At 60.3% G+C, this 23333-nt stretch carries 20 protein-coding genes and 1 riboswitch; of the genes, 1 reads left to right on the top strand and 19 read right to left on the bottom strand.

Features of this window, described 5'->3' with window-relative positions; translation table 11 throughout:
• Positions 1-72: 72 nt before the first annotated feature.
• From FE781_RS18020 to lonB, 15 genes are all read right to left on the bottom strand, one after another.
• On the bottom strand, positions 73-195 hold the full coding sequence (locus FE781_RS18020; RefSeq protein WP_281281898.1) for a hypothetical protein: 123 nt from the start codon (positions 193-195) through the stop codon (positions 73-75).
• Positions 196-347: 152 nt separating this feature from the next.
• Entirely contained in the window at positions 348-728 is a 381-nt protein-coding gene (locus tag FE781_RS13105) for a hypothetical protein (RefSeq protein WP_138790081.1), read from the bottom strand.
• Between the two features lie 68 nt (positions 729-796).
• On the bottom strand, positions 797-3097 hold the full coding sequence (gene metE / locus FE781_RS13100) for a 5-methyltetrahydropteroyltriglutamate--homocysteine S-methyltransferase (RefSeq protein ID WP_138790080.1): 2301 nt from the start codon (positions 3095-3097) through the stop codon (positions 797-799).
• Positions 3098-3268: 171 nt separating this feature from the next.
• A riboswitch (cobalamin riboswitch) is annotated at positions 3269-3466 on the bottom strand.
• 68 nt (positions 3467-3534) lie between these two features.
• On the bottom strand, positions 3535-3831 hold the full coding sequence (locus FE781_RS13095; protein ID WP_138790079.1) for a hypothetical protein: 297 nt from the start codon (positions 3829-3831) through the stop codon (positions 3535-3537).
• Positions 3832-3954: 123 nt separating this feature from the next.
• Complete coding sequence (gene hemB, locus FE781_RS13090; RefSeq protein ID WP_138790104.1) at positions 3955-4977, bottom strand: porphobilinogen synthase; 1023 nt, start codon at positions 4975-4977, stop codon at positions 3955-3957.
• A gap of 18 nt (positions 4978-4995) precedes the next feature.
• Positions 4996-6600: a uroporphyrinogen-III C-methyltransferase gene (gene cobA, locus FE781_RS13085; RefSeq protein ID WP_138790078.1), complete on the bottom strand. Its 1605-nt coding sequence runs from the start codon at positions 6598-6600 to the stop codon at positions 4996-4998.
• A 3-nt stretch (positions 6601-6603) separates the two neighbouring features.
• On the bottom strand, positions 6604-7545 hold the full coding sequence (hemC, locus tag FE781_RS13080) for a hydroxymethylbilane synthase (protein ID WP_138790077.1): 942 nt from the start codon (positions 7543-7545) through the stop codon (positions 6604-6606).
• A gap of 12 nt (positions 7546-7557) precedes the next feature.
• On the bottom strand, positions 7558-8256 hold the full coding sequence (locus tag FE781_RS13075) for a precorrin-2 dehydrogenase/sirohydrochlorin ferrochelatase family protein (protein WP_138790076.1): 699 nt from the start codon (positions 8254-8256) through the stop codon (positions 7558-7560).
• 12 nt (positions 8257-8268) lie between these two features.
• A complete protein-coding gene (locus FE781_RS13070) occupies positions 8269-9090 on the bottom strand; it encodes a cytochrome C assembly family protein (protein WP_138790075.1) in 822 nt (273 codons plus the stop codon).
• Between the two features lie 33 nt (positions 9091-9123).
• The gene (gene hemA, locus FE781_RS13065; RefSeq protein WP_138790103.1) at positions 9124-10530 is read right to left on the bottom strand and encodes a glutamyl-tRNA reductase; all 1407 of its coding nucleotides are present in this window, start codon (positions 10528-10530) and stop codon (positions 9124-9126) included.
• Positions 10531-10836: 306 nt separating this feature from the next.
• Positions 10837-11235, bottom strand: coding sequence for an adenosylmethionine decarboxylase (gene speD, locus FE781_RS13060; RefSeq protein WP_138790074.1), 399 nt, complete (start codon positions 11233-11235; stop codon positions 10837-10839).
• Between the two features lie 442 nt (positions 11236-11677).
• On the bottom strand, positions 11678-12271 hold the full coding sequence (locus FE781_RS13055; protein WP_138790073.1) for a non-ribosomal peptide synthetase module: 594 nt from the start codon (positions 12269-12271) through the stop codon (positions 11678-11680).
• 254 nt (positions 12272-12525) lie between these two features.
• Positions 12526-13137 (bottom strand): ribosome biogenesis GTP-binding protein YihA/YsxC, encoded by a 612-nt coding sequence (yihA, locus tag FE781_RS13050; RefSeq protein WP_138790072.1) that lies wholly within the window; start codon positions 13135-13137, stop codon positions 12526-12528.
• On the bottom strand, positions 13134-15644 hold the full coding sequence (gene lon, locus FE781_RS13045; protein WP_170209540.1) for an endopeptidase La: 2511 nt from the start codon (positions 15642-15644) through the stop codon (positions 13134-13136). The genes yihA and lon overlap by 4 nt, the downstream gene beginning before the upstream one ends.
• Before the next feature lie 233 nt (positions 15645-15877).
• Positions 15878-17581, bottom strand: coding sequence for an ATP-dependent protease LonB (gene lonB, locus FE781_RS13040; protein ID WP_211346362.1), 1704 nt, complete (start codon positions 17579-17581; stop codon positions 15878-15880).
• A gap of 151 nt (positions 17582-17732) precedes the next feature.
• Between lonB and FE781_RS13035 the strand changes: the two genes are divergently transcribed.
• On the top strand, positions 17733-18554 hold the full coding sequence (locus FE781_RS13035) for an N-acetylmuramoyl-L-alanine amidase family protein (RefSeq protein WP_170209539.1): 822 nt from the start codon (positions 17733-17735) through the stop codon (positions 18552-18554).
• A 97-nt stretch (positions 18555-18651) separates the two neighbouring features.
• On the opposite strand, the gene ispG is transcribed toward FE781_RS13035, so the two are convergent.
• The 4 genes from ispG to tig form a co-directional block, all read right to left on the bottom strand.
• On the bottom strand, positions 18652-19749 hold the full coding sequence (ispG, locus tag FE781_RS13030; protein ID WP_138790070.1) for a flavodoxin-dependent (E)-4-hydroxy-3-methylbut-2-enyl-diphosphate synthase: 1098 nt from the start codon (positions 19747-19749) through the stop codon (positions 18652-18654).
• Between the two features lie 148 nt (positions 19750-19897).
• Positions 19898-21166 carry an ATP-dependent protease ATP-binding subunit ClpX gene (clpX, locus tag FE781_RS13025; RefSeq protein ID WP_138790069.1) on the bottom strand — a complete coding sequence of 423 codons (1269 nt, stop codon included), beginning with the start codon at positions 21164-21166 and terminating at the stop codon, positions 19898-19900.
• A 22-nt stretch (positions 21167-21188) separates the two neighbouring features.
• Positions 21189-21770, bottom strand: coding sequence for an ATP-dependent Clp endopeptidase proteolytic subunit ClpP (clpP, locus tag FE781_RS13020; protein ID WP_138790068.1), 582 nt, complete (start codon positions 21768-21770; stop codon positions 21189-21191).
• 254 nt (positions 21771-22024) lie between these two features.
• Positions 22025-23314: a trigger factor gene (tig, locus tag FE781_RS13015; protein WP_138790067.1), complete on the bottom strand. Its 1290-nt coding sequence runs from the start codon at positions 23312-23314 to the stop codon at positions 22025-22027.
• Positions 23315-23333 lie beyond the last annotated feature (19 nt).

Raw genomic sequence — 23333 nt, 5'->3', positions numbered from 1 at the left:
GCGGCTTTCGACGGCTTGCGCCGAGCCCGCAGCGGCTTGCGGCTTTCGGCGTTCGCCCGGGCATCCCGCCGGTTATGCCCGGCCCAAGCCTTCCCCGACCAGCTTCAGCATCGCCTCGCGGTTGTCCGGATGGCAGGCGACGATATACGGCTCGGAGCTCATGCCCTCGAACGGGATTCCTTCGAAATCCGTCACCGATCCGCCCGTCTCCCGCTTCCGCCCCGACCCGTTCTCCGCTCATTCACGCTCCCCCTCTCCTTGTCTTTATCATGAATTGGAAAATATATCATACGCGATACGGAAGACGTTGTCTACGCGGCCGGGAATTTTCGACTGCCGCATGGCTTTCATGACAGGAACAGCGGCGTTTCCATTTCGCATGAGCGGTCGAGCGTGGCGGATAAACGCGCTGATTTTGTGAAGGGGCGGATCAGCACGCCGGTTTTAGCGAGGGCGCGGATAAGCGCGTTGGCTTTGCGAGCGGGACGGAAACGCTCTGGCTTTGCGCGCGGAATGCAGCCGCATTTTTTCTCGTTGCGGAACATGCTGCCGAGAACGAGCGAACCTCCGAAGTAAAAACCCCCGCCCGAAGGCGAGGGCAGGGTATGCGTGCGATAGGCGAGGGTTGGGGTATAAGTGCGATAGGTGAGAGTTTGCGCGCCATATGTGGTACGGACGGTGCGATGCGATTCGCCCGTTCGCGCGTCTGCGATGCAGCGCTCCCCCACGGGGTCCCCCCGTACGCGACGCCCGCCGGCCCGGCGCTCCGGCCGGCAGCAAGCGATGCGCCGTCCGGTCAGGCGCGGGCGGCGTCCGCGTAACGCGCGCGGGCTTCTTGCGCGGCCTGCACCATATGGCGCAGCGCCGCAATCGTCTCCTCCGGCTTGCGGGTTTTCAAACCGCAATCGGGATTGATCCAAAAAAGCGTCGGATCAAGCACGCGGAGCGCCCGGTCGATCATGCCCGCCATCTCCTCGACGGAAGGAACGCGCGGGCTGTGAATATCGTAGACGCCGAGGCCGATGCCCAGATCGTACGTGTGCTCCTCGAACGCGCCGATCAGCTCGCCGTGGCTCCGCGACGTCTCGATCGAGATCACGTCCGCGTCCAGCTCGCGGATCGCATCGATCATATCGTGGAACTCGCAGTAGCACATATGCGTGTGAATCTGCGTCTCATCGCGCACAGCCGACGTCGCCGCGCGGAACGATTCGACCGCCCAGCGCAGGTAGTCCGGCCGGTCGGCGGCGCGCAGCGGCAGGCCCTCGCGGAGCGCCGGCTCGTCCACCTGGATCATGCCGATGCCGGCCGCTTCAAGCGCCAGCACCTCCTCGCGCAGCGCAAGCGCGATCTGGTAGGCGACCTGCTCGCGGGGAATGTCGTCGCGGACGAACGACCAGTTCAGGATCGTGACGGGGCCGGTCAGCATGCCTTTGACCGGACGCGAGGTGAGCGACTGCGCGTACACCGTCTCCGCCACCGTCATCGGGCCGCCGAACTGGACGTCTCCGTACAGCACCGGAGGCTTGACGCAGCGGGAGCCGTAAGACTGCACCCAGCCGTTTTGCGTAAACGCAAATCCTGCCAGCTTCTCGCCGAAAAACTCAACCATGTCCGTACGCTCGAATTCGCCGTGCACCAGCACGTCCAGCCCGATCTGCTCCTGCAGGTCGATCCAGGTGCGGATTTGCTCCCGGATAAACGCCGTGTACCGGCTGTCGTCCCATTCGCCTTTGCGCCATTTTTGCCGGGCCTGGCGAACCTCCGGCGTCTGCGGGAAGCTGCCGATCGTTGTCGTCGGCAGCAGCGGCAACCGCCAGCGGGCTTGCTGCGCGGCTCTCCGCACGGCGAACGCGCTGGCCCGCGCCGAACGCCGTCCCTCCAGCCGGGCCACCGCTTCGCGCACAGCCGGGCGGCAGCGCTCCGGCGAGGCGCGCAGCGCCTGAACCGCCGCGCGTTTCGCTTCCAGCGCCTGCGCGACGGATGCCCGATGGCCTCCGGCGGCCTTCGCGACGAGCACGACTTCGTCCAGCTTCTCGTCGGCGAAGGCGAGTCCGCCCAGCAGCACGGGGTCCAGCGCCGTCTCCCCGGCGGTCGTAACCGGCACGTGCAGGAGGCTGCAGGACGGCTGCAGGATCAGGCGATCGGGCGATACGTATCCGGCCAGCCGCTCGACCAGGGAGATCTTCTCATCCGGATCGGACGCCCAAATATTGCGCCCGTCGACGATCCCCGCCGCCAGCGTCTTGCCGGCCGGGAAGCCGAAGCGCTCCAGCGCCTCCAGATTGCCCTCGCGCCCTTGGACGAAGTCGAGCCCGATGCCGTCCACCGGCAGCGAGACGACATCCTCGTAACGCGCCACCGCTTCGAAATACGTCTGCAGCAGCAGGTTGAGCTTGGGGGCGGACGCCTTCAGCGCCTCGTAGATTGCCCGAACTCTCCGCATATCCGCTTCCGTCACATCCGTGACCAGAATCGGCTCGTCGATCTGCACCCACCGGACGCCCTCCTGCTCCAGCTCGGCCAGAACCTGCCGGTACAGCGGCAGCAGGCGCTCCACCCACGCGTCGAGCTCGGACGGCTCGTACCCTTTGGACAGCTTCAGGAACGTATACAATCCGACGATCACCGGCCGTCCTTCGATGCCGAGCCGTTCCTTCGCTTCCCGGTACGCGCGCAGCGGGCGGTTGTCCGTCAGAGCCGGCTTGGCGTCCTTCAGCTCGGGCACGATGTAATGGTAGTTCGTGTTGAACCATTTCGTCATCTCGCAGGCCGCCGCTCCCTGATCTCCGCGGGCCATCGCGAAGTACGTCCGAAGCGGCACAGGCCCTCCTTCGTATGCGAACCGGGAAGGCACGATGCCGAACATGGCGGCCGTATCGAGAACATGGTCATAATAGCTGAAATCGCCGACCGGAATATAATCGATGCCTTTGTCGCGCTGCTTGCGCAAATGCTCCAGCCGAATGTCCGTCAATCTGCCGTGCAGTTCGTTCTCGCCGATCTTGTCCGACCAGAACGCTTCCAGCGCCCGTTTCCACTCGCGGTTGGCTCCGATGCGCGGATAGCCGAGATTGCCGCTTTTTAACGCTCGCATATTCAATTCCTCCCGATTTATGTCTTATTTTTACTCCTTTTGAAACCAACCGTTTCGCCCGAATAACAAAAAAAGCATCTTTATCCCTCCTGAGAAAAGGATAAAGATGCCCCACGTCCGATCCGTACGGCGGCTGCCATCTTTAACACCTCCCTATCTCCCGTAGGTACAGCAGTGTTGTCAGAACAGGCAGGTCTCCTGGCTCCGGAATCCTCGTCCATCAGCAGCCTTCCCGATGAATCCCATCAGTGGCGAAATCGCTGACGACTCCTCCGTTACAGTGGCGGGACCGCGTCGGTTTTGCACCGAACTTCCCTTTTAAGCCCCGGCGGAGTAATTCGCCGGCGCACCTGTTCCCACTCTATTCGGTTTTGCGGGCGTAACACGAATCATCATACGCCAATGTGCAAATTTATGCAACACCCGTTGCAGCCCGATTAATATCTGCCGGTCGATCTGGACGCGGTTAAAAGCAGAACGGCGCCCGTGATCAGATGCATGACCATGCCGACAAACGGAATCCAGGCGATCAGCGACGTGACGACGCCGATCGTGCTTCCCGTCCGGCTGAGCCCTTCCCTGGAGCAGACGACAAACGTAATGATGTGCAGCACGAACATCAACGCAAGCGGTGTCCACAGGAAGTTGATCACCAACAGTCCTCCCAGAACGGGAAAGCCCCACAGCAGCTCCAACGCTCCCGTTATCCACAACAGCAGTTGCCCCGGTCTCACGGATTCACCCTCTTCATCGGTCTCTGGACAAACCATTTCCTTGCCTCTTTTATAAATATGCAAGCTCCGGCATAACCGGTACGTTCCTTACACGCCTTTGTCCATTGAAAATCCGCTTCGCAGCTACTGCGAATCACTCGGGCATCCGTTTCGGGACGAATTCAACCAACGGGCGACATCCTTGGAGAAATAAGTCAAAATAATATCGGCGCCTGCGCGCTTCATGCCGGTCAGCATCTCCATCACAACGGCGCGCTCGTCGATCCAGCCGTTCGCGGCGGCCGCTTTCACCATCGAATATTCGCCGCTGACGTTATACGCAACGACGGGCAGATCGAAGCGGTCCTTCAACATACGGATGATGTCCATGTACGCAAGAGCCGGCTTCACCATCAGGAAGTCGGCGCCCTCCAGCACGTCGCTTTCCGCTTCGCGCAGCGCCTCCCGTCCGTTCGCCGGGTCCATCTGGTACGTCTTGCGGTCGCCGAATTGCGGCGCCGAATGCGCGGCTTCCCGGAACGGTCCGTAAAAAGCGGAAGCGAACTTCACCGAATACGCCATGATCGGCGTGTTCTCAAAGCCGGCCTCGTCTAGCGCCGCGCGGATCGCCTGAACGTAGCCGTCCATCATGTTGGACGGCGCGATAATATCCGCGCCCGCCGCCGCCTGGGACACCGCCGTGCGGGCAAGCACCTTCAGCGACTCGTCGTTGTCGATAACCGCGCGGCCGGTCGCTTCGTCCCGGTGCACGAGACCGCAGTGGCCGTGGTCGGTGAATTGGCACAAGCAGGTGTCGGCGATCACCAGCAGTTCCGGCGCCCGCGCTTTGATCCGCCGGATCGCCTGCTGCACGATGCCGGCCTCGTCGTAAGCGGAAGAACCGACCGCATCTTTCGTCGCCGGCACCCCGAACAGCAGCACCGCTTGCAATCCGAGCTCGACCGCCTCGTCGATTTCCGCGTCGAGCTGGTCCAGCGACAGATGGAAGACGCCCGGCATCGACGGAATCTCTTCGCGGACCCCTTCTCCAACCGTGACGAATATCGGGTGAACCAGATCGTTCACCGTCAATTGCATCTCGCGGACGAGGTTCCGCATCGCCGCGGAAGAACGGAGCCGGCGGCCTCTAACGACAGGAAATGCCATCATGTAACTTCCTCCTCTTCAAATCTCTTGCGTGCTTTTACCGGTGGCGGCGGCAATCGCCTCGACCAGCGATCGAACCGTCGCTTCCTCCGCCATATAAGTGACCCGCAATCCGGCCCGTTCCGCCGTCGCGGCGGTTACAGGGCCGATGCAAGCAATCTCCGCTCCTTCGAGAAGGGCGAGCGGATCTTCGTCCGCCTTGTCGAGAGCGGCCAATAAATTTTTAACGGTAGACGAGCTGGTGAACGTCACGACATGGATCGCTTTGTCCTTCAGCAGCTTGACAATGTCCTCGACACCCTCGTCGCTGACGACATTTTCATATACGTCCGCAACCGTGACGTTCACGCCGATCTCCCGCAACGCTTCCGGCAATATTTCCCGGGCAATGGCCGAACGGGGAAGCAGGACGGAATCGCCTTCGGCCAGCAGCGGCTTCAGCGCTTCGAACAAATCCTCCGCCTGGAACTTGCCGGGCAGCAGCTCGGCGATGAGCCCCCGTTCCGCCAGCGCCTCCGCCGTCTTCGGTCCGACCGCCGCGATCCTCGCGGATGCGAGGCGCCGTATATCGATCCGAAGCTCCCGCAGCCGCTTGAAGAAAAACTCGACGCCGTTGACGCTCGTGAAGACGACCCAGTTATACGCGTCCAGGCGCGACAGCGCCTCGTCCAGTTTCGCCAGCTTGTCCGGGTCTTCGGGCGTCCGCAACGAAATGACCGGGAACTCGATCGGTTCCCCGCCGAGCTCGTCGATCAGATCGGCCAGCTCGCTCGCTTGCGATCGGGCGCGGGTGACGAGAATACGCCGCCCGAACAGCGGCTTTTTCTCGAACCAGGCCAGCTTCTCCCTCAGCCGGACGACATCCCCCGCGATGATGACCGCCGGGGACGTGAAGCCCGCTTCCCGCACCTTTTCTTCGATGTCGGACAAGGTGCCGACCAGCGTCTGCTGTTCCATCCACGTCCCCCAGCGAATCAGCGCCACGGGCAGATCCGCGGGCTTTCCCGCCTCCAGCAATTGGCGGCAAATGTTCCCGAGATTCGCGACGCCCATGAGAAAAATAAGCGTTCCCGTAGCGGCCGCCAGCTTTTTGAAATCGACCTGCTTGTATGTCTTGTTGGGGTACTCGTGTCCGGTAATAATCGCGAAGGAAGAGGTCAAATCGCGGTGCGTCACGGGAATTCCCGCATACGCGGGAACCGCGATCGCCGACGTGATTCCCGGCACGATCTCGAACTCGATGCCGTGCTGCACCAGCACCTCGGCCTCCTCGCCGACGCGGCCGAACACGGCCGGGTCCCCTCCCTTCAGCCGGACCACCGTTTTGCCTTGCAGCGCCAGATCCTTCAACAGCACGTTGATGTCGCTTTGCTTCATCATATGCTTGTCCGGCAGCTTGCCGACGAATATGCGTTCGGCGTCGGGTCTCGCATGTTGCAGCAATCTCGGGCTGGCCAGCCGGTCATAGACGATCGCGTCGGCTTTGCGCAGCGCTTCCAGCCCCCGCAGCGTAATCAGCTTGGCGTCGCCCGGACCGGCTCCGACCAGATAGACTTTCCCCTTGCGCGTTGTCTTGTCCGCTTGACTTCCGCGGCCGTCCGTCTCGCTCCCGTGCTCCTTCATCCGTTAAGCCTCCCCGGCTCTTCGAGCCTGTTCCAATATGACATCGGCCCCCTGCTCAAGCAGCCGCTCCGCCAGAAGGATGCCGAGCTGCGCCGGGTCCCCGCCTTCGACGGACTCCCGGATGATCCGGCTGCCGTCCGGGGAACCGACCATGCCTTCGAGCTTCAGCCTTCCGTCCGCCAGCTCTCGCGCATAAGCGCCCATCGGCGTATGGCAGCCGCCGTCGAGCCGGGCCATGAAGCTGCGCTCCGCCGTTACGGCGCGGGCGGTCGGCTCGTGATGGATGCGGGCCAGCACTTCCCGAATCCAGTCGTTGTCGGCTCTGCATTGAATGCCGAGCGCCCCTTGTCCGACGTTCGGCAGGCAAATATCCGTGTCCACGTATTGCGTGATGCGGTCGCCCCAGCCCATCCGGTGAAGACCGGCTGCCGCCAGCATGATCGCATCGAAGCCTTCGGTCTCCAGCTTGCGCAGACGCGAGTCGATGTTGCCGCGCATGAACTCGATCGACAGATCTCCCCGGTACGCTTTGAGCTGGGACGTGCGGCGCAGGCTGCTCGTGCCGATTCTCGCTCCGGCCGGCAGATCGTCCAGCTTCACGCCGCCGGCGGCCACGAGGCAATCGCGGGGGTCCTCCCGCTCCGGCACGGCGCCGATCGTCAATCCGTCCGGCAGCTCGGAAGGCATGTCCTTCATGCTGTGAACGGCGATGTCGATCTCCCCGTCCAGCATCGCCTGTTCGATTTCCTTGACGAACAAGCCTTTGCCGCCGACCTTGGACAAGGTGACGTCGAGAATCCGGTCGCCTTTGGTGACGATTTTTTTGATTTCAATCTGGCATTCGATCCCCATCGACTCCAGTTCCGCTTTGAGCCGATCGACGACTTGTCCTGTCTGGGTCAAAGCCAGCGCGCTCTGTCGCGAGCCCACTACAATCGTGCGCACGGGCGTTCCTCCTTATCTCTGTCCCGATCCGTCCGGATTGTCTTGAATGGCGGCAATCAGCCGCTCCGGGTCGGTTCTGGTCTCATGCTCCAAACGGGCGAACGACGCGTCATCTCCGCCGTACGTCCTTAACCACCACCTTGCGGCATCGGCGTCGAACGCCCGCAGGAGACGCCGGCGCGTGTCCCCGGCGGGTACGTTCCTTTTCACGATGTCCCGAATCCTCGCCAGTGCGTTCAGCACCTCCGGCCAGTCACCGGCAAGTCCGTCCGCCAGCTCCCGGGCGAGCCGGGCCGCGACGCCCGGACTTGCACCGAGCGTCGATACCGCCAGCGTCAGCCTGCCTTTCCTCGCGACGGCCGGAAGCATCAGATCGCCGCATTCTCCTGCCGCCGCGTCCAGCACCCACGCTCCGCGCTCGGCCGCCTCCAGCCGCGCCGCTTCGTCTACCGACGGAACACCCGTTGCGATGACGGCGAGCTCCGCCTGCGCGAGATCGCCGTGGCGGTAACGGCGCTCCTGCCAGTCCAGACGGCCTTCGTCAGCGGCTTGGCGCAGCCCCGGCGTCAGCTTCGGACTGACGATTCCGACCGACGCGCCCGCCTCCAGCAGCGGCGCCAACTTGCGTTCGGCCGCCGGCCCGCCCCCTATCGCGACGACGCGTTTGCCGTTTAGCCGCAGCAAAACCGGCACCCAGCCGTTCTCCATCATGGGGGAGACCTCCTACTGCCACCGGTGCCAGTCGGACAGCCGGTTCGAGACGATAAAATTCAGCCCAAGCATAGCGTACATGCTTACGTTCCATACGGCAAGCCGCAGCCCCGACCAAACCCGTCTCCGCCGTTGAACGAACTGCCAGCCGTATCCCGCCAGCAACGCCAGCGACAGAACGGTCTTCCAGTCGAGACTGCTTCCCGCCTGCCCTTCGCCCACAAGCCCAGCCATTCCGATCGCCAGCGAACAGGCGAGCAGCCCGACGCCGGCCGCCGTCGATCTGGAGTTGAGCCGTTCCACCTGCTCCAGACCGGGCAGCCGTTTGAGAAAGGACGACCAGCGCTTGTCCTTCAGCCGCCGGAACAAATAGATATACAAGACGGATGCGATCGCGGAGACGGTGAAGGAGGCGTAGCTGCCCAGAGCGACCGCGATATGGACGGCCAGCAGCCAGCCGTACGATCCGAATCCTTGGGACGCGGCCGCTCCGTCCCCGGAAGCAAACCGCCCGGCAGCGAGCAAGGTGAAAGCGATCATGTTCAAGCCCAGCAGCAGCACGCTTCTCTGCTTTTGCAGACGCATCGTCAGCGAGATCGATACGAGCAGCCAGGACAGCATGAATATCGTCTCAAACCAGGAAAAGATCGGCCCGATGCCGATCTGCCACAGCCGATGAACAAAAAAAAGAGTTTGCAGCAGCCACACAAATACGAGAAGCCCCAAACCCATGTTTTTCGCCCCGCGGCGGTCACCCGCCACGTCCGCGAAATGAAACAACAGGCTTAGGGCATACGCGTACAAAATCAGATCGTACAGCCACCATCTGGTCACATCAGCCGACCTCCCACTGCGTCCGGCAGGTCTTTAAGATTGCAGGGCCGGTTCCGGAGACCGCATCAACGGCATCGTCCGCCGCGTCACGGCTTCTCTCGTCTGGACCGGTTGGGCGGACGACGAGGCCCGCGCGGCTTTGGCGGGATTCATCTCCGCCTCCAGCTCCGCTACCCGCTGCTCAAGCGCGAACAGTTCGGTAAATATCCGGAGCGCCTCATCGCTTCCTTTTTCGCCGGCCATCTCTTTGATGCGCAGAATCGGATCCTTCAGCATCTGGTTGACGATGCTTTTGGTCAGCTTGCGGATCAGCTTCCGCTCGTGATCGCTAAGACCCGGAAGCTTGTGATCCAGGTCGTCCATCGTCTCTTCGAAAATCATGTGCGACTTCTCTTGAAGCGCGCGGATCAGCGGCGTGACGCCAAGCATCTTGAGCCATTGGCGGTAAGCCTCCAGCTCCGAGGCGATCATGCCCTCGATCTGCAGCGATTGCTTGCGCCGTTCCGCCAGGTTGCCGTCAACGATCTGCTGGAGGTCGTCGATGTCGTACAAAAATACGTCGGACAGCTCGCCGATCGCAGGATCAAGGTCGCGCGGCACCGCGATATCGATCATGAACAACTGGCGTCCGGCGCGCCGCGCCGTCGCCCGCTTGACCTGGGAAGCGGACAGCACCAGTCCTTCGGCGCCGGTCGAACTGATGACGACGTCGCTGTCCGCCAGCGCTTCCTCCAGCCGGCTCCACGGCACGGCCTGGCCGCCGACCTTGGCCGCGAGATCTTCGGCCCGGGACAGCGTCCGGTTGACCACCAGCACCCGATCCGCTCCTCCGGCCCGCAAATGCTTGATCGTCAGCTCGCCCATCTTGCCCGCGCCGATAATCAGCACCGTTTTGCCTTTGTAGTCGCCGAATATTTGCTTGCCCAATTCCACAGCCGCGTAGCTGACCGACACCGGGTTTTCTCCGATGCCCGTCTCCGCGTGCGCCCGCTTGGCCAGCGTGATCGCTTGCTTGAAAATCGTATTAAACATCGTACCGGTCGTGCCTTCCGCCTGGGCCGTCAAAAACGCGCTGCGCACCTGGCCGAGAATCTGCGTCTCGCCGAGCACCATCGAATCGAGTCCGCACGTGACCCGGAACAGATGCTCCACGGCTCGTTCATCCTCGTATATATATAGGAAGGGAGCGATGTCCGCGCGGGGCACGCCGAACCATTTTTCCATAAACCCGCGGATAAACGCTCCGCACATGTACAGCCGGTCGACGACCGCATAGATTTCCATCCGGTTGCAGGTGCCGACGATGACGCATTCCATCACGCTTTTGGTCGCTTTGAGCTTCTCCAGCGCTTCGGGAAGTTGCTCGGGAGCAATCGCAAACTTCTCGCGGATCTCCACCGGAGCCGTCCGGTAATTCAGCCCTACCGCCAATACGTGCATGCGTCTCACCTGCCTTTGCGTTTATCTTGAGGTTCAATCCGCCATATGAATTCAGAACTCATTATATCACATTTCGACAAGCCCTATGTGCTCATTTATGAAAAGTTTATGACACGCGCCGCATGCCTTGAGCCGCAAGAACCTGCCGGTATAGGCCGTCCGTGGCACGAACGGCTCCGGATCTGCCGATCCGAATCCGGCTTGCCCCGAGCCTTGCCGCGCTGTCCGCCCACGCAAAAATAGCCACGGATCGGCTTGATCCATGGCTATCGTCAGCCGCCTCGGGCGGTTGTTATCCGTTCGGCATTACACGGTTGCGGCTTGCTTCATTTCGGGCTCGACCACTTGCATCTCGCCAATACCGCGAACGAGTTTCTTCGCGAACGTGCGTTCCGGTTTCAGCACGGAGACCAGATAGTCGATGGCCAATTGAGGATCCACCGTCTCCCCGCACGTGTAGCAGTCGATGGCCGCAAACCCGCGTTCAGGATACGTATGAATCGAGAGATGGCTTTCCGACAAGAGCACGAGCACGGTAGCGCCTTGAGGTTCGAATTGCTTGGATTGCACAGACAATACTGTCGCTCCGCAAGCTTCTGCCGCTTCAACCATTTGTGATTGCAACCATTCGGCGTTATTGATTTTGTCGAAATCAACGCCCCAAGCGTCCACTGCTACATGTCGTCCGAAAGTTGAGTATTCCACCTTCCGGTTCCCCCTTCCTAGGAATAAAATGATTCAATTTCATCCGCTAGGACCTACGTCATTCACTTATCGAGGGAAAATTCTCTCGCATCCTTCCGTGAATCCTGGTTCCTATGTTGTTTTCAACGAGATTAAAAATAACATCTATCTGGGAGAAATGCAATAGTTTTTTTTGTTAACCCTTTTTCTGCCCCGGAAGCGCATGCGGCTTGCCTTTGCGGCCGTACCTAAGTACAGTATGCGTCCGATGCGGCGAACGACACACAACGCTCCCTCCGCCGCGGCCGCCAAAGGCCGAATCCCGGAGGGCGGAAAGCTCCGCGTGCCGGTCGCTTGCGCAAAATAAGCCGTCATCGACCGGAACAAAAAATGGCGACGCACGGGGCGAACCCCATGCACCGCCATTTCTTTACATGCCGTTCGAGTTCGGCAACAAGAAGCGTCAAGCTTCCAACGCAAACAGCTTGCGGGACAGTTCCTTCAAACGCTCGTCGATGGCGGCCCGGGCATACCGGTCCGGCGTCGCGAGTCGCTGGTCGAGCAGCGCGTTCACCCTCCGCTTCAGCTTCTCCAGCTCTTCCTCGACATCCCTCTGCATATACAGGGCCTGCAGTTCTCCGACCGTGTCCTTTTTCTCGAAGATCAGACGGACGGTGTCCCCGGATTTCTCGACGATCCGTTTGACGGCGCCTTGTTCGTAATCGTAGGTTATCGTATAAGAAGGATAAAAACGGTGCATCACGGCATTGCCTTTAAACATCGAGATCGCCCGGCGCAGCGCGTTCGCGAGCTGCAAATTGCGCGTGCGACAGGAGCCTCGGCATACGTAGAGGCCGCCTTCTTGCTCGAACGACATCAGCACAGAATCGCCGGCTTCGTCGGCTTCGGCAAACGACAGCTCCTGGCTGCCGTTCTCGTATACCTTTATATCCGCAACGACTTGATGATCCTGGAACAGCTTCAGAAACTTCGCCATATCGGCTTCGGTAAGGTGCAAGCAGGTCTGGACATATTCCGTCGCTAACCGCTGTGCCATAAAAATCCCTCAATTCTTTTTGTTCAAACCAAACCATCGCGTCTCTGTTGATTTTTATTATACTATATCCTCCGAGCAAATCCTACCGCCTGTGCCCGTAAAATCTTGCAAAAATCAGAAAAATCCGCAATGTCCCGCCATCAGCGCTTAACAAACAACGAATCCCTTCCTTTCTTCGCCCTCATCCTCCCGTCTTCTCCCGCAACGGCAAAACGCCAGACTCCCCTTCGGGAAATCTGGCGTCCACGTTTATTCTACGATTCGGCGGCAATCGTTTCCGCCGCCGGCAGGCGGTCGAGAATATGCTTCCACAACTCGTCTTTGCCCATGCCCGTCTCGGCGGAGAACAGGACCAGAGGATGGATGTCCCGGGCCATCAGAGTCTCGCGGATGACCTTGGCGTGCTTCTGCCACTTTCCGCGCGGAACCTTATCCGCCTTGGTGGCGACAATCACGATCGGCACATCGTAATGCGTCAGCCAATCGTACATCAGGATGTCGTCTTGCGTCGGGGGATGCCGGAGATCGATGACATGAAGCACAAGCTTCAGCCGGTCTCGCTTCAGCAAATACTCCTCGATCATCTTCCCCCACTTCGCCCGGGTCGTCTTGGACACCTTGGCGAAGCCGTAGCCGGGAAGATCGGTGAGATACATCCGATTTTCGATCCGGTAAAAATTCAACGTCTGCGTCTTGCCCGGCTGGGAGCTGGTGCGGGCCAGATTGCGGCGGTTGATCAGCTTGTTGATCAGCGACGACTTGCCTACGTTCGAGCGTCCGGCCAGAGCCACCTCCGGCAGGCCGTCCGACGGGTATTGCGCCGGTCCGACCGCGCTGGCCGCCAGCTGCGCGTGATGCACATTCATGTCTCGCGCCCCTCTCCATCCGGCGTGCAGCCGATATCCGGCATATGGAGCCGTTCCCCGAGCGGCTTGTCGCCGATGTCCCGCTTGTCGAGCCCGCCCATATAGCCGTGCGCCTCCTCAAGCTCCCGTTCGTCCTTCTCCCCTCGCGCCCCTCCGGCTGGCGGAGCGTCGAACGGCGAGGACACAAGCGCGTGCCGCAGCACCTCATCCATATGGGACACGGTGACAAAGGTCAGCTCGTTGCGAACGCTCTCCGGTATTTCGGGCAAATCCTTGGCGTTGTCCTTGGGGATCAGCACCTTGCGGATGCCGGCGCGGTGGGCGGCGAGCGCCTTCTCCTTCAGCCCCCCGATGGGGAGCACCCGCCCGCGCAGCGTGATCTCCCCGGTCATCGCGACTTCCCGGGACACCGGAATGTTCGTCAGCGCGGAGATCAGCGCCGTCGCCATCGTGATGCCCGCGGAAGGACCGTCTTTCGGGATCGCGCCTTCGGGCACGTGAATGTGAATGTCGTTTTTCTCATGGAACAGCGGATCAATGCGCAGGAACTCCGCCCGCGACCGCGTGTAGCTGAAAGCGGCTTGCGCGGATTCCTTCATCACGTCGCCCAGCTTGCCCGTCAGCGTCAGCTTGCCCTTGCCCGGAACGACGGACACCTCGACCCCGAGCGTGTCTCCGCCGACTTCCGTCCAGGCCAGCCCCGTAACGGCGCCGATTTGGTCCCGCTCCTCCGCGAGCCCGTACCGGTATTTGGCCGGGCCCAAATATTCCGGCAGATCGTCCGCTTCGATCCGCAATTTCAGCTCCGGATCGGTGACGATGCGTTTGGCGGCCTTGCGGCACAGCGAAGCGACCTGCTGCTCCAGGTTCCGGACGCCGGCTTCGCGGGTGTAGTAGCGCACCACACCTTGCAGAGCCTCGTCGGACACCTGCAGCTGCTCCTGCGTCAGCCCGTGATCCCGCAGCAGCTTCGGCAGCAAATACCGTTTGGCAATCTCCAGCTTCTCGATCTCGGTGTAGCCGGAGATGTGCAGCACCTCCATCCGGTCGAGCAGCGGGCGGGGAATCTGATGCACGGAGTTGGCGGTCGTCAGGAACATGACGTTCGACAAATCCACGGGAATCTCGATGTAATGATCGCTAAAAGTTCCGTTTTGCTCGGGATCGAGCACCTCGAGCAGCGCGGACGCCGGATCTCCCCGGAAGTCCATCGCCATCTTGTCGATCTCGTCCAGCAGCAGCACCGGATTGTTGGTTCCCGCCGTTTTCAACGATTGGACGATCCGTCCGGGCATCGCCCCGACATAGGTGCGGCGGTGACCGCGAATCTCGGCTTCGTCCCGGACCCCGCCCAGCGACAGGCGCACGAATTTGCGGCCGAGCGCCCGCGCAATGGATCGCGCGATTGACGTCTTGCCGACGCCGGGCGGACCGACGAGGCAGAGGATCGGACCTTTCAGCTTGCGAACCAGCTTCTGCACGGCCAGGTACTCCAACACGCGCTCCTTCGGCTTGTCCAAGCCGTAGTGATCTTCGTTCAGAATCTCCTCGGCGCGTCCGATGTCCAACTCCTCCAGCCGGTCTTCGCTGGAACGGTTCCAGGGCAGCGCCAGCAGCCAATCGATATAATTGCGGACGACCGTGCCCTCCGCCGAAGCGGGAGGCATTTTCTCCAGGCGTTCGATTTCCTTTTTCAGCTTCTCCTGCACGTAGTCCGGCAGATCCAGCTTGCTCATCTGCTCCCGCAGCTCATCAGCTTCGCCCAGACGCCCTTCCTTGTCGCCGAGCTCCTTTTGGATCGCCTTCATCTGCTCCCGCAGATAATATTCCTTCTGGGTTTTTTCCATCTGCTTTTTGACGCGCTGGTTGATCTTGCGCTCCAGCTCCATCACTTCGCGCTCGTTATTGAGCAGCGCAAGCAGCTTTTCCAGCCGCTCGAACACGTCGAGCGTCTCCAGCAGATCCTGTTTATCCTTGATTTTCAGCGGCAGGTGGCTGCTGACCGCGTCGGCGAAACGGCCCGGCTCTTCGATGTCCGATACCGCGGCCATCGTCTCAGGGCTCACCTTTTTGGACATGTGGATATAGCTTTCGAATTGCGACAGCACCGTCCGCATCAGCGCGCTTGTCTCGGAACCGGCGGATTCGGATTCCGCCAACTCGCGGGCCGTTACTTCATAGAACTGGTCGTTGGCGAGGTATTCCACCACTTCCGCCCGCGTCAAGCCCTCCACCAGCACGCGGATCGTGCCGTTGGGCAGCTTCAGCATCTGACGCACGCGGGCGATCGTCCCGACCCGATATATATCCTCCGGCGTAGGATCTTCAATGTTCATCTCCGACTGCGAGCACAGCAAAATGATGCTGTCGTCGAGCATCGACTTTTCCAGTGCGTTCACCGACTTCTCGCGTCCGACATCCAAATGCAGCACCATGCCGGGATACACCAGCAAACCGCGCAAAGGCAACAGAGGCATCCGTCTTGCCTTCATCTTCGTTTGGGCCATCCTCAGCGCACCTCCCGTATCCATGAATGCCATGTTCTCGTGCTGGTTTTCCCTATTTTATCAAAACGAAACCCCGAAAGCCAATTTCCCGCCCGACACCGGCGTCCATTTCCTGCCAGCGTGTCCCGCCGGATGCGATCCGCAGCCGCTTCTTCCCGCGCCACGGCCGCCGCATAACGGAAACGAAGCCGCCGGCAACGCCGGCGGCTTCCATGCGGGAACGCTTCGCCTTCTTATTCGGCATGCAGCACGCTGCCGGGAATCGGACCGGCGATAAGCGCCTCCGGCTGCTCCGCTTTTTCCTTCGGCGACTTGGACCAGCCTTCCAGCCCGATCGCTTCGGCGAACACTTCCTCGACCGTGTCCACCGGAATCACCCGGACGCCTTCCAGGCCGGCGAACAGCTCCTGCCAGTTTTCCTTGGGAATCAACACGCGGTTCGCCCCGGCCTGCAGCGCGGCTTCGACTTTGGCGACAACGCCGCCGACCGCCTTGACTTTGCCGTGGATGCTGAGCTCGCCGGTCATCGCGAGGCGGTTGTCGACCGGCACATTCAGCACGGCCGAAGCGATCGCCGTCGCCATCGAGATGCCCGCGGAAGGGCCGTCCATCGGCACGCCGCCCGGGAAATTGATATGCAGATCGTAGTTGCGGGCGCGGATGCCGAATCGGCCAAGCACCGTCAGCACATTTTCGACCGAGCCGCGGGCCATGCTTTTGCGCCGCAGCGTCTTCGCGCCGCCGCCCAGTTCTTCTTCGTCCACGACGCCCGTAATGGTGAATTGCCCCGTTCCGGGACGCGCCGCGGGCACGGCCGTCACTTCGATCTCCAGCAGCGTGCCCATATTCGGTCCGTAGACGGCCAGCCCGTTGACGAGACCGACTCGCGGCTCCGGCGGTATTTTCTTCTCGGGGCGAGGCGTCATCTGGCTGCTGTGCACGACCCACTCCACATCCGCCGCCGACAAGCTTTCGCGCCCTTCCGTCATCGCGATGCCCGCGGCCAGTTGGATCATATTGACGGCCTCCCGTCCGTTTGTGGCGTATTTTTTGGCGACCTCGACAGCCGCCGGGCAATCCGGGAAGCCGATCTTGCGAATCGCGTTCTCCGCAATCTGTCCGATCTCCTCCGGCAGCAGCGGACGGAAGAAAATCTCCATGCAGCGCGAGCGGATTGCCGGAGGAATCTCGTGGGCGAGACGCGTCGTCGCCCCGACCAGCCGGAAGTCGGCCGGAAGCCCGTTTTGGAAAATATCGTGAATATAACTCGGGATATTCGTATCCTCGGAGTTGTAATACGCGCTCTCCAAGTAAACTTTCCGGTCTTCCAGCACTTTCAGCAGCTTGTTCATCTGGATCGGGTGCAGTTCGCCGATCTCGTCGATAAACAGGATGCCGCCATGCGCCTTCGTCACTGCTCCCGGCTTCGGCTGCGGAACGCCCGCCACGCCCAAAGCTCCAGCCCCTTGATAGATCGGATCGTGAACGGAACCGATCAGCGGGTCGGCGATGCCGCGTTCGTCGAACCGGGCGGTCGTGGCGTCGATCTCCACGAATTTGGAGTCGGCGTTAAACGGCGAAACGGGGTTTTTCTTCGCTTCCTCCAGCACGACGCGTGCCGCGGCGGTCTTGCCCACCCCCGGCGGCCCGTAGATAATGACGTGCTGCGGGTTCGGCCCGCACAAGGCCGCCCGGAGCGCGCGCACGCCCTCCTTCTGGCCCACGATGTCGCTCATCGACTGGGGACGCGTCCGCTCCGCCAAAGGCTTCGTCAGCGAGACGGAACGCAGCTTGCGGAGCTTCTCCATTTCCTTGCGCGATTCGCGGTCGACCGCCGTCCGGTTCGTCTGCTGGTTGCGAAGCAAGTTCCAAAAATACAAGCCGATCACCACGGCAAAAAAGACCTGCACGATCATCAGGATGACGCTTAATGTCACGGTTCCAACCTCCTTGAGCCTTCCACTCGGAATACTTGTCAGTATTTCCCCGCGCGGGCGCGTTCATCCATGCTCCCGGACGAAAAAATGAATAAACGGTCCCGTCCGCGGAGCAATCTATACGCAAATGGCTCAAGGGGGCTCTTGCGAGATGTGGAGGTCGGAGGAACGGACGATGCCGGCCAGGCCCGGGGCGAAGCGGATGGGGTTCGGCAGACGCGCCGCCAGAATGGGCGGGGCGATCGCGCTCGCCGCTGCGGTCTTCTGGAGCGCCGTGCCGGCTGCGGCAGCCGGCGCGGACAAACGAGACACCGCCGGACAGAGCGAACCGGCGGCGAACCCGTTGTTGATGCCGCAGGCGGACGTCGTCATCGATATCGGCCACGGAGGCATCGACGGCGGAACATCAAAGGGCGATCTGCTCGAAAAAGATTTGAATCTGGAAATGGCCCGCAAGCTTGCCGAAGAGCTGAGCCGGCGCAAAATATCGTTTGCGCTGACGCGTACCGGGGATTACGCGCCAAGCGAGGACAATACGTGGCTGCGCATCTCCTCCCGTCATATCCGGGACTTGGCGCAGCGTCAATTGATTATCCGGGAGCTCCGCCCCCGGATCGTCATCAGCCTGCATGTCAACTGGTCGCGCGACGAAGGCGCTCGCGGACCGGGCGTGCTTCATGCCGGCGATCCGCCCAGCGACGCTCTTGCGAAGCTTCTGCTGGGCACGCTCGGCCGCGCTTCGGGCAAATCCGCCGCCCCGACTGCCAAGCGCACGTTTTATTTGCTGAAGCGGGCCAACTGCGCGACGGTGATCGTGGAGACGGGTTTTATCAGCAACCCGAAGGACCGCAAGACGTTGACGTCGTCCCGGGGGCAGCGCAAGATCGCGTCCGCCATCGCCGAAGCCGTGCAGTCTTATCTGGTCGGCTTTCCCGCCGACGCCCAGTCCCGCGGCGGCAAGAAGAAGAAGTAAGTTCCAGGCGCCGCGTTTCCCGATAAACGCGCGCAAAAAAGCGGCCGATTTCACTCGGCCGCTTTTTTGCGCGCGTATGCTTGCTTGATAAGGGCGTTTAATGCTTCCTTCCCGGAATGACGCCTGTCCGGTTGTACGCTTCGACAATCGCGTCGATTTCTTTTTTCAGTTCCGATACCAACTCCGCTTCAGGCACCTTGCGGATCATCTCGCCGTAGCGGAACAGCAGCCCTTCGCCACGGGCGCCCGCGATGCCGATATCGGCTTCCCGCGCTTCCCCTGGGCCGTTCACCGCGCAGCCCAGCACGGAAACTTTGATCGGCACCTTCAGCTTGGAGATGTATTCCTCGACTTCGTTGGCGATGGAGAACAGGTCGATGTCCAACCGGCCGCACGTCGGGCACGAAACCAGTGTCGCCGCGTTGGAGATCAGACCAAACGTCTTCAGCAGCTCGCGGCACACTTTGACTTCTTCGACCGGGTCCGCGCTCAGGCTGACGCGGATCGTCGATCCGATTCCCATGTGCAGCAGCACGCCGAGACCGGCGGCGCTTTTCACGGAACCGGCAAACAGCGTGCCGGACTCCGTAATGCCGAGATGAAGCGGATAATTAAACCGCTGCGCGGCTTTGGTATACGCCTCGATCGCCATCGGCACGTCGGACGCTTTCAGGGAAACGATGATATCGCGAAAATCGAGGCTCTCCAAAATCCCGATATGGTAAAGAGCGCTTTCCACCATCGCGTCGGCCGTCGGATAACCGTATTTCTCCAGCAGGTGGTTCTCCAGGGAGCCCGCGTTCACCCCGATCCGAATCGGGATGCCGCGCTCCTTGCAGGCTTTGACGACAGCCTCGACCTTTTCCCGGCGGCCGATGTTGCCCGGATTGATCCGGACTTTGTCGATGCCGTTCTCGATGGCGGCCAACGCCAGCCTGTAGTCGAAATGAATGTCGGCAACAAGCGGTATCGAGATCTGCCGTTTGATCTCCTTGATCGCCGCCGCCGCTTCTTTAGTGTTGACCGTAACGCGAACGAGCTGGCAGCCCGCTTCCTCCAACCGATGGATTTCCGCGACCGTCGCTGCCACATCCGCCGTCTTGGTCGTGCACATGCTCTGAATGATCACTTCGTTGCTGCCGCCGATCGTCAGGTTGCCGACTTTAACCGGCACCGTATCTTTGCGATGATACATCGTTGTCCTCCCGCTCCCGATAAACCCAAAAGTCCTCCGACCCGCTCGTGGCGCGGCGCCGCGGATTCGGCGCCGCCGCCCGCCGGACGAGAAAACTCGCCTGACGGGCACACAGGGCGGATGGAGGCTTGGCGATTGCGACCGTTAATCAGGCGCTTTCCTCTTTTTTCTTGCTGGCCGGCTTGTCGCCTTTCAGCTTCAGTTCCGGCGAGATTTTGTCGATGACGACGTCTTTGGTGATCCTGCAGCTCGACACGTCGTCGCGGGACGGCACTTCGAACATCACGTCGAGCATGATGCCTTCGATAATCGCCCGCAGACCGCGCGCGCCCGTGTTGCGCTTGATCGCTTCTTTCGCGATGGCTCTGAGCGCCTCGTCGTCGAATTCCAGCTTAACATTATCCATTTCGAGCATTTTCTGGTATTGCTTGACCAGCGCATTTTTCGGTTCGGACAAAATCCGCACCAAGGCGTCTTCGTCAAGCGGCTCCAGCGTCGAGATGACCGGCAGCCGGCCGACGAATTCGGGAATCAGCCCGAACTTCAGCAGGTCCTCCGGCAGGACGAGCGACAAATATTCGCCCGGCTTCAGATCCTGCTTGCTGTTGCCTTCCGTGTTGAAGCCGATGACCTTTTTGCCGATCCGGCGTTTGATGATCTGCTCCAGACCGTCGAACGCTCCGCCGCAGATAAACAAAATGTTGGTCGTGTCGATCTGGATGAATTCCTGATGCGGGTGCTTGCGGCCGCCTTGAGGCGGAACGGAAGCGACCGTGCCTTCGAGAATTTTCAGAAGCGCCTGCTGTACGCCTTCGCCCGACACGTCGCGGGTGATGGACGGATTTTCCGATTTGCGCGCCACTTTATCGATCTCGTCGATATAGATGATGCCGCGTTCGGCTTTTTCCACGTCATAATCTGCAGCCTGGATAAGCTTGAGCAGGATGTTCTCGACGTCTTCCCCGACGTACCCCGCTTCGGTCAGCGAAGTCGCGTCCGCGATCGCGAACGGCACGTTCAAAATTTTGGCGAGCGTCTGGGCGAGCAGCGTTTTGCCGCTTCCCGTCGGGCCGACCAGCAAAATGTTCGACTTTTGCAGCTCGACGTCTTCCAGCTTGTTATGCGTGTTGATCCGTTTATAGTGATTGTACACGGCCACGGCCAGCGATTTTTTCGCTTGATCCTGACCGATGACATATTGATCCAGAATGGCCCGGATATCTTTCGGCTTGGGAACGTCTTTGAGATCGAGCTCCTCTTCGTGTCCCAGCTCCTCCTCGACGATTTCCGTGCAGAGTTCGATGCACTCGTCACAGATATAAACGCCGGGGCCGGCCACCAGCTTGCGCACCTGCTCCTGCGACTTTCCGCAGAAGGAGCACTTGAGCTGGCCTTTTTCATCGTTAAATTTGAACAATGGTATCCCCCCTCGCTCCAGGTTAGAGAGTCGTGATGATCTTATCCACGAGCCCGTATGCGACCGCCTCTTCGGCGCTCATGAAATTGTCCCGATCGGTGTCCCGTTCGATTTTTTCGTACGGTTGGCCGGTATGCTTGACGTAGATGTTATTCAGTTTTTCCTTCGTCTTGATAATCCAATCCGCGTGGATTTTAATATCCGTCGCTTGGCCGCGGACGCCCCCGAGCGGCTGGTGAATCATCACTTCGCTGTTCGGCAGCATAAACCGCTTGCCCTTCGCGCCGGCCGTCAACAGCAGGGAACCCATGCTTGCGGCCATGCCGACGCAGATGGTCGAGACATCCGGTTTGATGAATTGAATCGTATCGTAAATACCAAGCCCCGCAGTCACAGAACCGCCCGGAGAGTTGATGTACAGGTGGATATCCTTCTCCGGATCCTGTGCGGTCAAGAACAGCAGTTGGGCGATCACCAGATTCGCTACATCGTCGTCGATGGCGCTTCCGAGAAAAATGATCCGGTCTTTCAACAGACGCGAATAGATGTCGTAGGAGCGCTCCCCGCGACTTTCTTGCTCGACTACCATCGGAATCAAATTCATATCGGCGAACCCCATTTCCTGATAAATTGACTTTGCGCTGTCCTTAGTGCCATTTTACCACGTTTGCCGTCCGCTGTCATGGCAACCGAGCCCGCGCCGCTCAGCGGTTCCGGTTGCCGGAATCGGGCGCTGCGGCAAGAATAGCTCCCGCCGGGTGCATCCGCCGGCCCGACAAATTCGAAGTGGTAAGAAAGGCACGCTCGGAAGAAACGTGCCTCTCGGTATGGCTTATGCGATTGCGTTCCGGAAAACGATTAAGCCGACTTGCTGTGCGCAAGCAGGAAATCGATCGTCTTGCGCGTCACGATGTCGTAAGTCAGTTTGTCAAGGGTGCCGTTGCTCGCGAAGATCGAACGGATCTCTTCGACCGGACGTTTGAACTGCTCGGACAGCTTGGACAGTTCGGCATTGACGTCTTCTTCGGTCGCTTCGATTCCTTCGGCTTTCGCCACGGCTTCGAGCACCAGGTTGTTCCGCACGCGTACGGAAGCGTCCGGACGCATTTGTTCTTTCAGTTGCTGCTCGTTTTGTCCGGAGAACTGGTAGTACAGGTCCAGGCTCATGCCTTGAGCCCGCAGGCGCTGCTCGAACTCGTTCACCATCAGCTCCACTTCGTTGTCGATCATGACTTCCGGCACGTCCACTTCGGACGCTTCGGCTACGAGCTTGACGATTTCGTTTTCTTTGCGGCGCTCGTCTTCTTTTTGCTTGCGGGCCAGAAGTTTTTGCTTCAGGTCTTCCTTGTACTCGTCCAGCGTATCGAATTCGCTTACGTCTTTGGCGAATTCATCGTCGAGCGCAGGCAGGTTTTTGCGTTTGATTTCATTGACCTTCACTTTGAAGACGGCCGCTTTCCCTTTGAGGTTCTCGGCATGGTACTCTTCGGGGAAGGTGACTTCGATGTCTTTTTCTTCTCCTTTTTTCATGCCGACGATTTGTTCCTCGAAGCCCGGGATAAACGAGCCGGAGCCGATCTCAAGCTGGTAGTTCTCCGCTTTGCCGCCTTCGAACGCTTCGCCGTCGACGAAACCTTCAAAGTCGATAATCGCGAAATCGCCGTTTTCCACCGCTCCGTCTTCAACGACCGTCAGCTCGGCGTGACGCTCTTGAAGGCGTTTCAGCTCGGCGTCAAGCTCTTCGTCGGTCACTTCGACTGCCGCGTTTGCGATCGGCACGCCTTTGTACTCGCCGAGTTTGACTTCCGGTTTGACGGTAACCGTCGCTTTGAAAATCAACGGTTGTCCTTTGCCGAATTGCTCGACGTCGACGCTCGGGCGATCGACCGGGGTGATGTCGTTTTCTTGGATCGCTTGGATATACGCTTCCGGAAGCAGGATATCCAAAGCGTCTTGATACAGGCTTTCCACGCCAAAGCGTTTCTCAAAAATCACGCGCGGCACTTTGCCTTTGCGGAAGCCCGGCACGACGACTTTTGCGGAAACTTTTTTGAAGGCCTTGTCCAACGCTTCGGCAACTTTCGTCTCGTCGACTTCGACTCGAAGCACGACTTGATTATTCTCTATTTTTTCCCATGTTGCTTTCATTTTATGCTTTCCCCTCCAC

Source organism: Paenibacillus thermoaerophilus (assembly GCF_005938195.1).
In the GTDB taxonomy this organism is placed as follows: Bacteria; Bacillota; Bacilli; order Paenibacillales; family Reconciliibacillaceae; genus Paenibacillus_W; species Paenibacillus_W thermoaerophilus.
The sequence above is the reverse complement of the archived record's forward strand: the minus strand, read 5'-3'. Positions and strand labels throughout refer to the sequence as shown.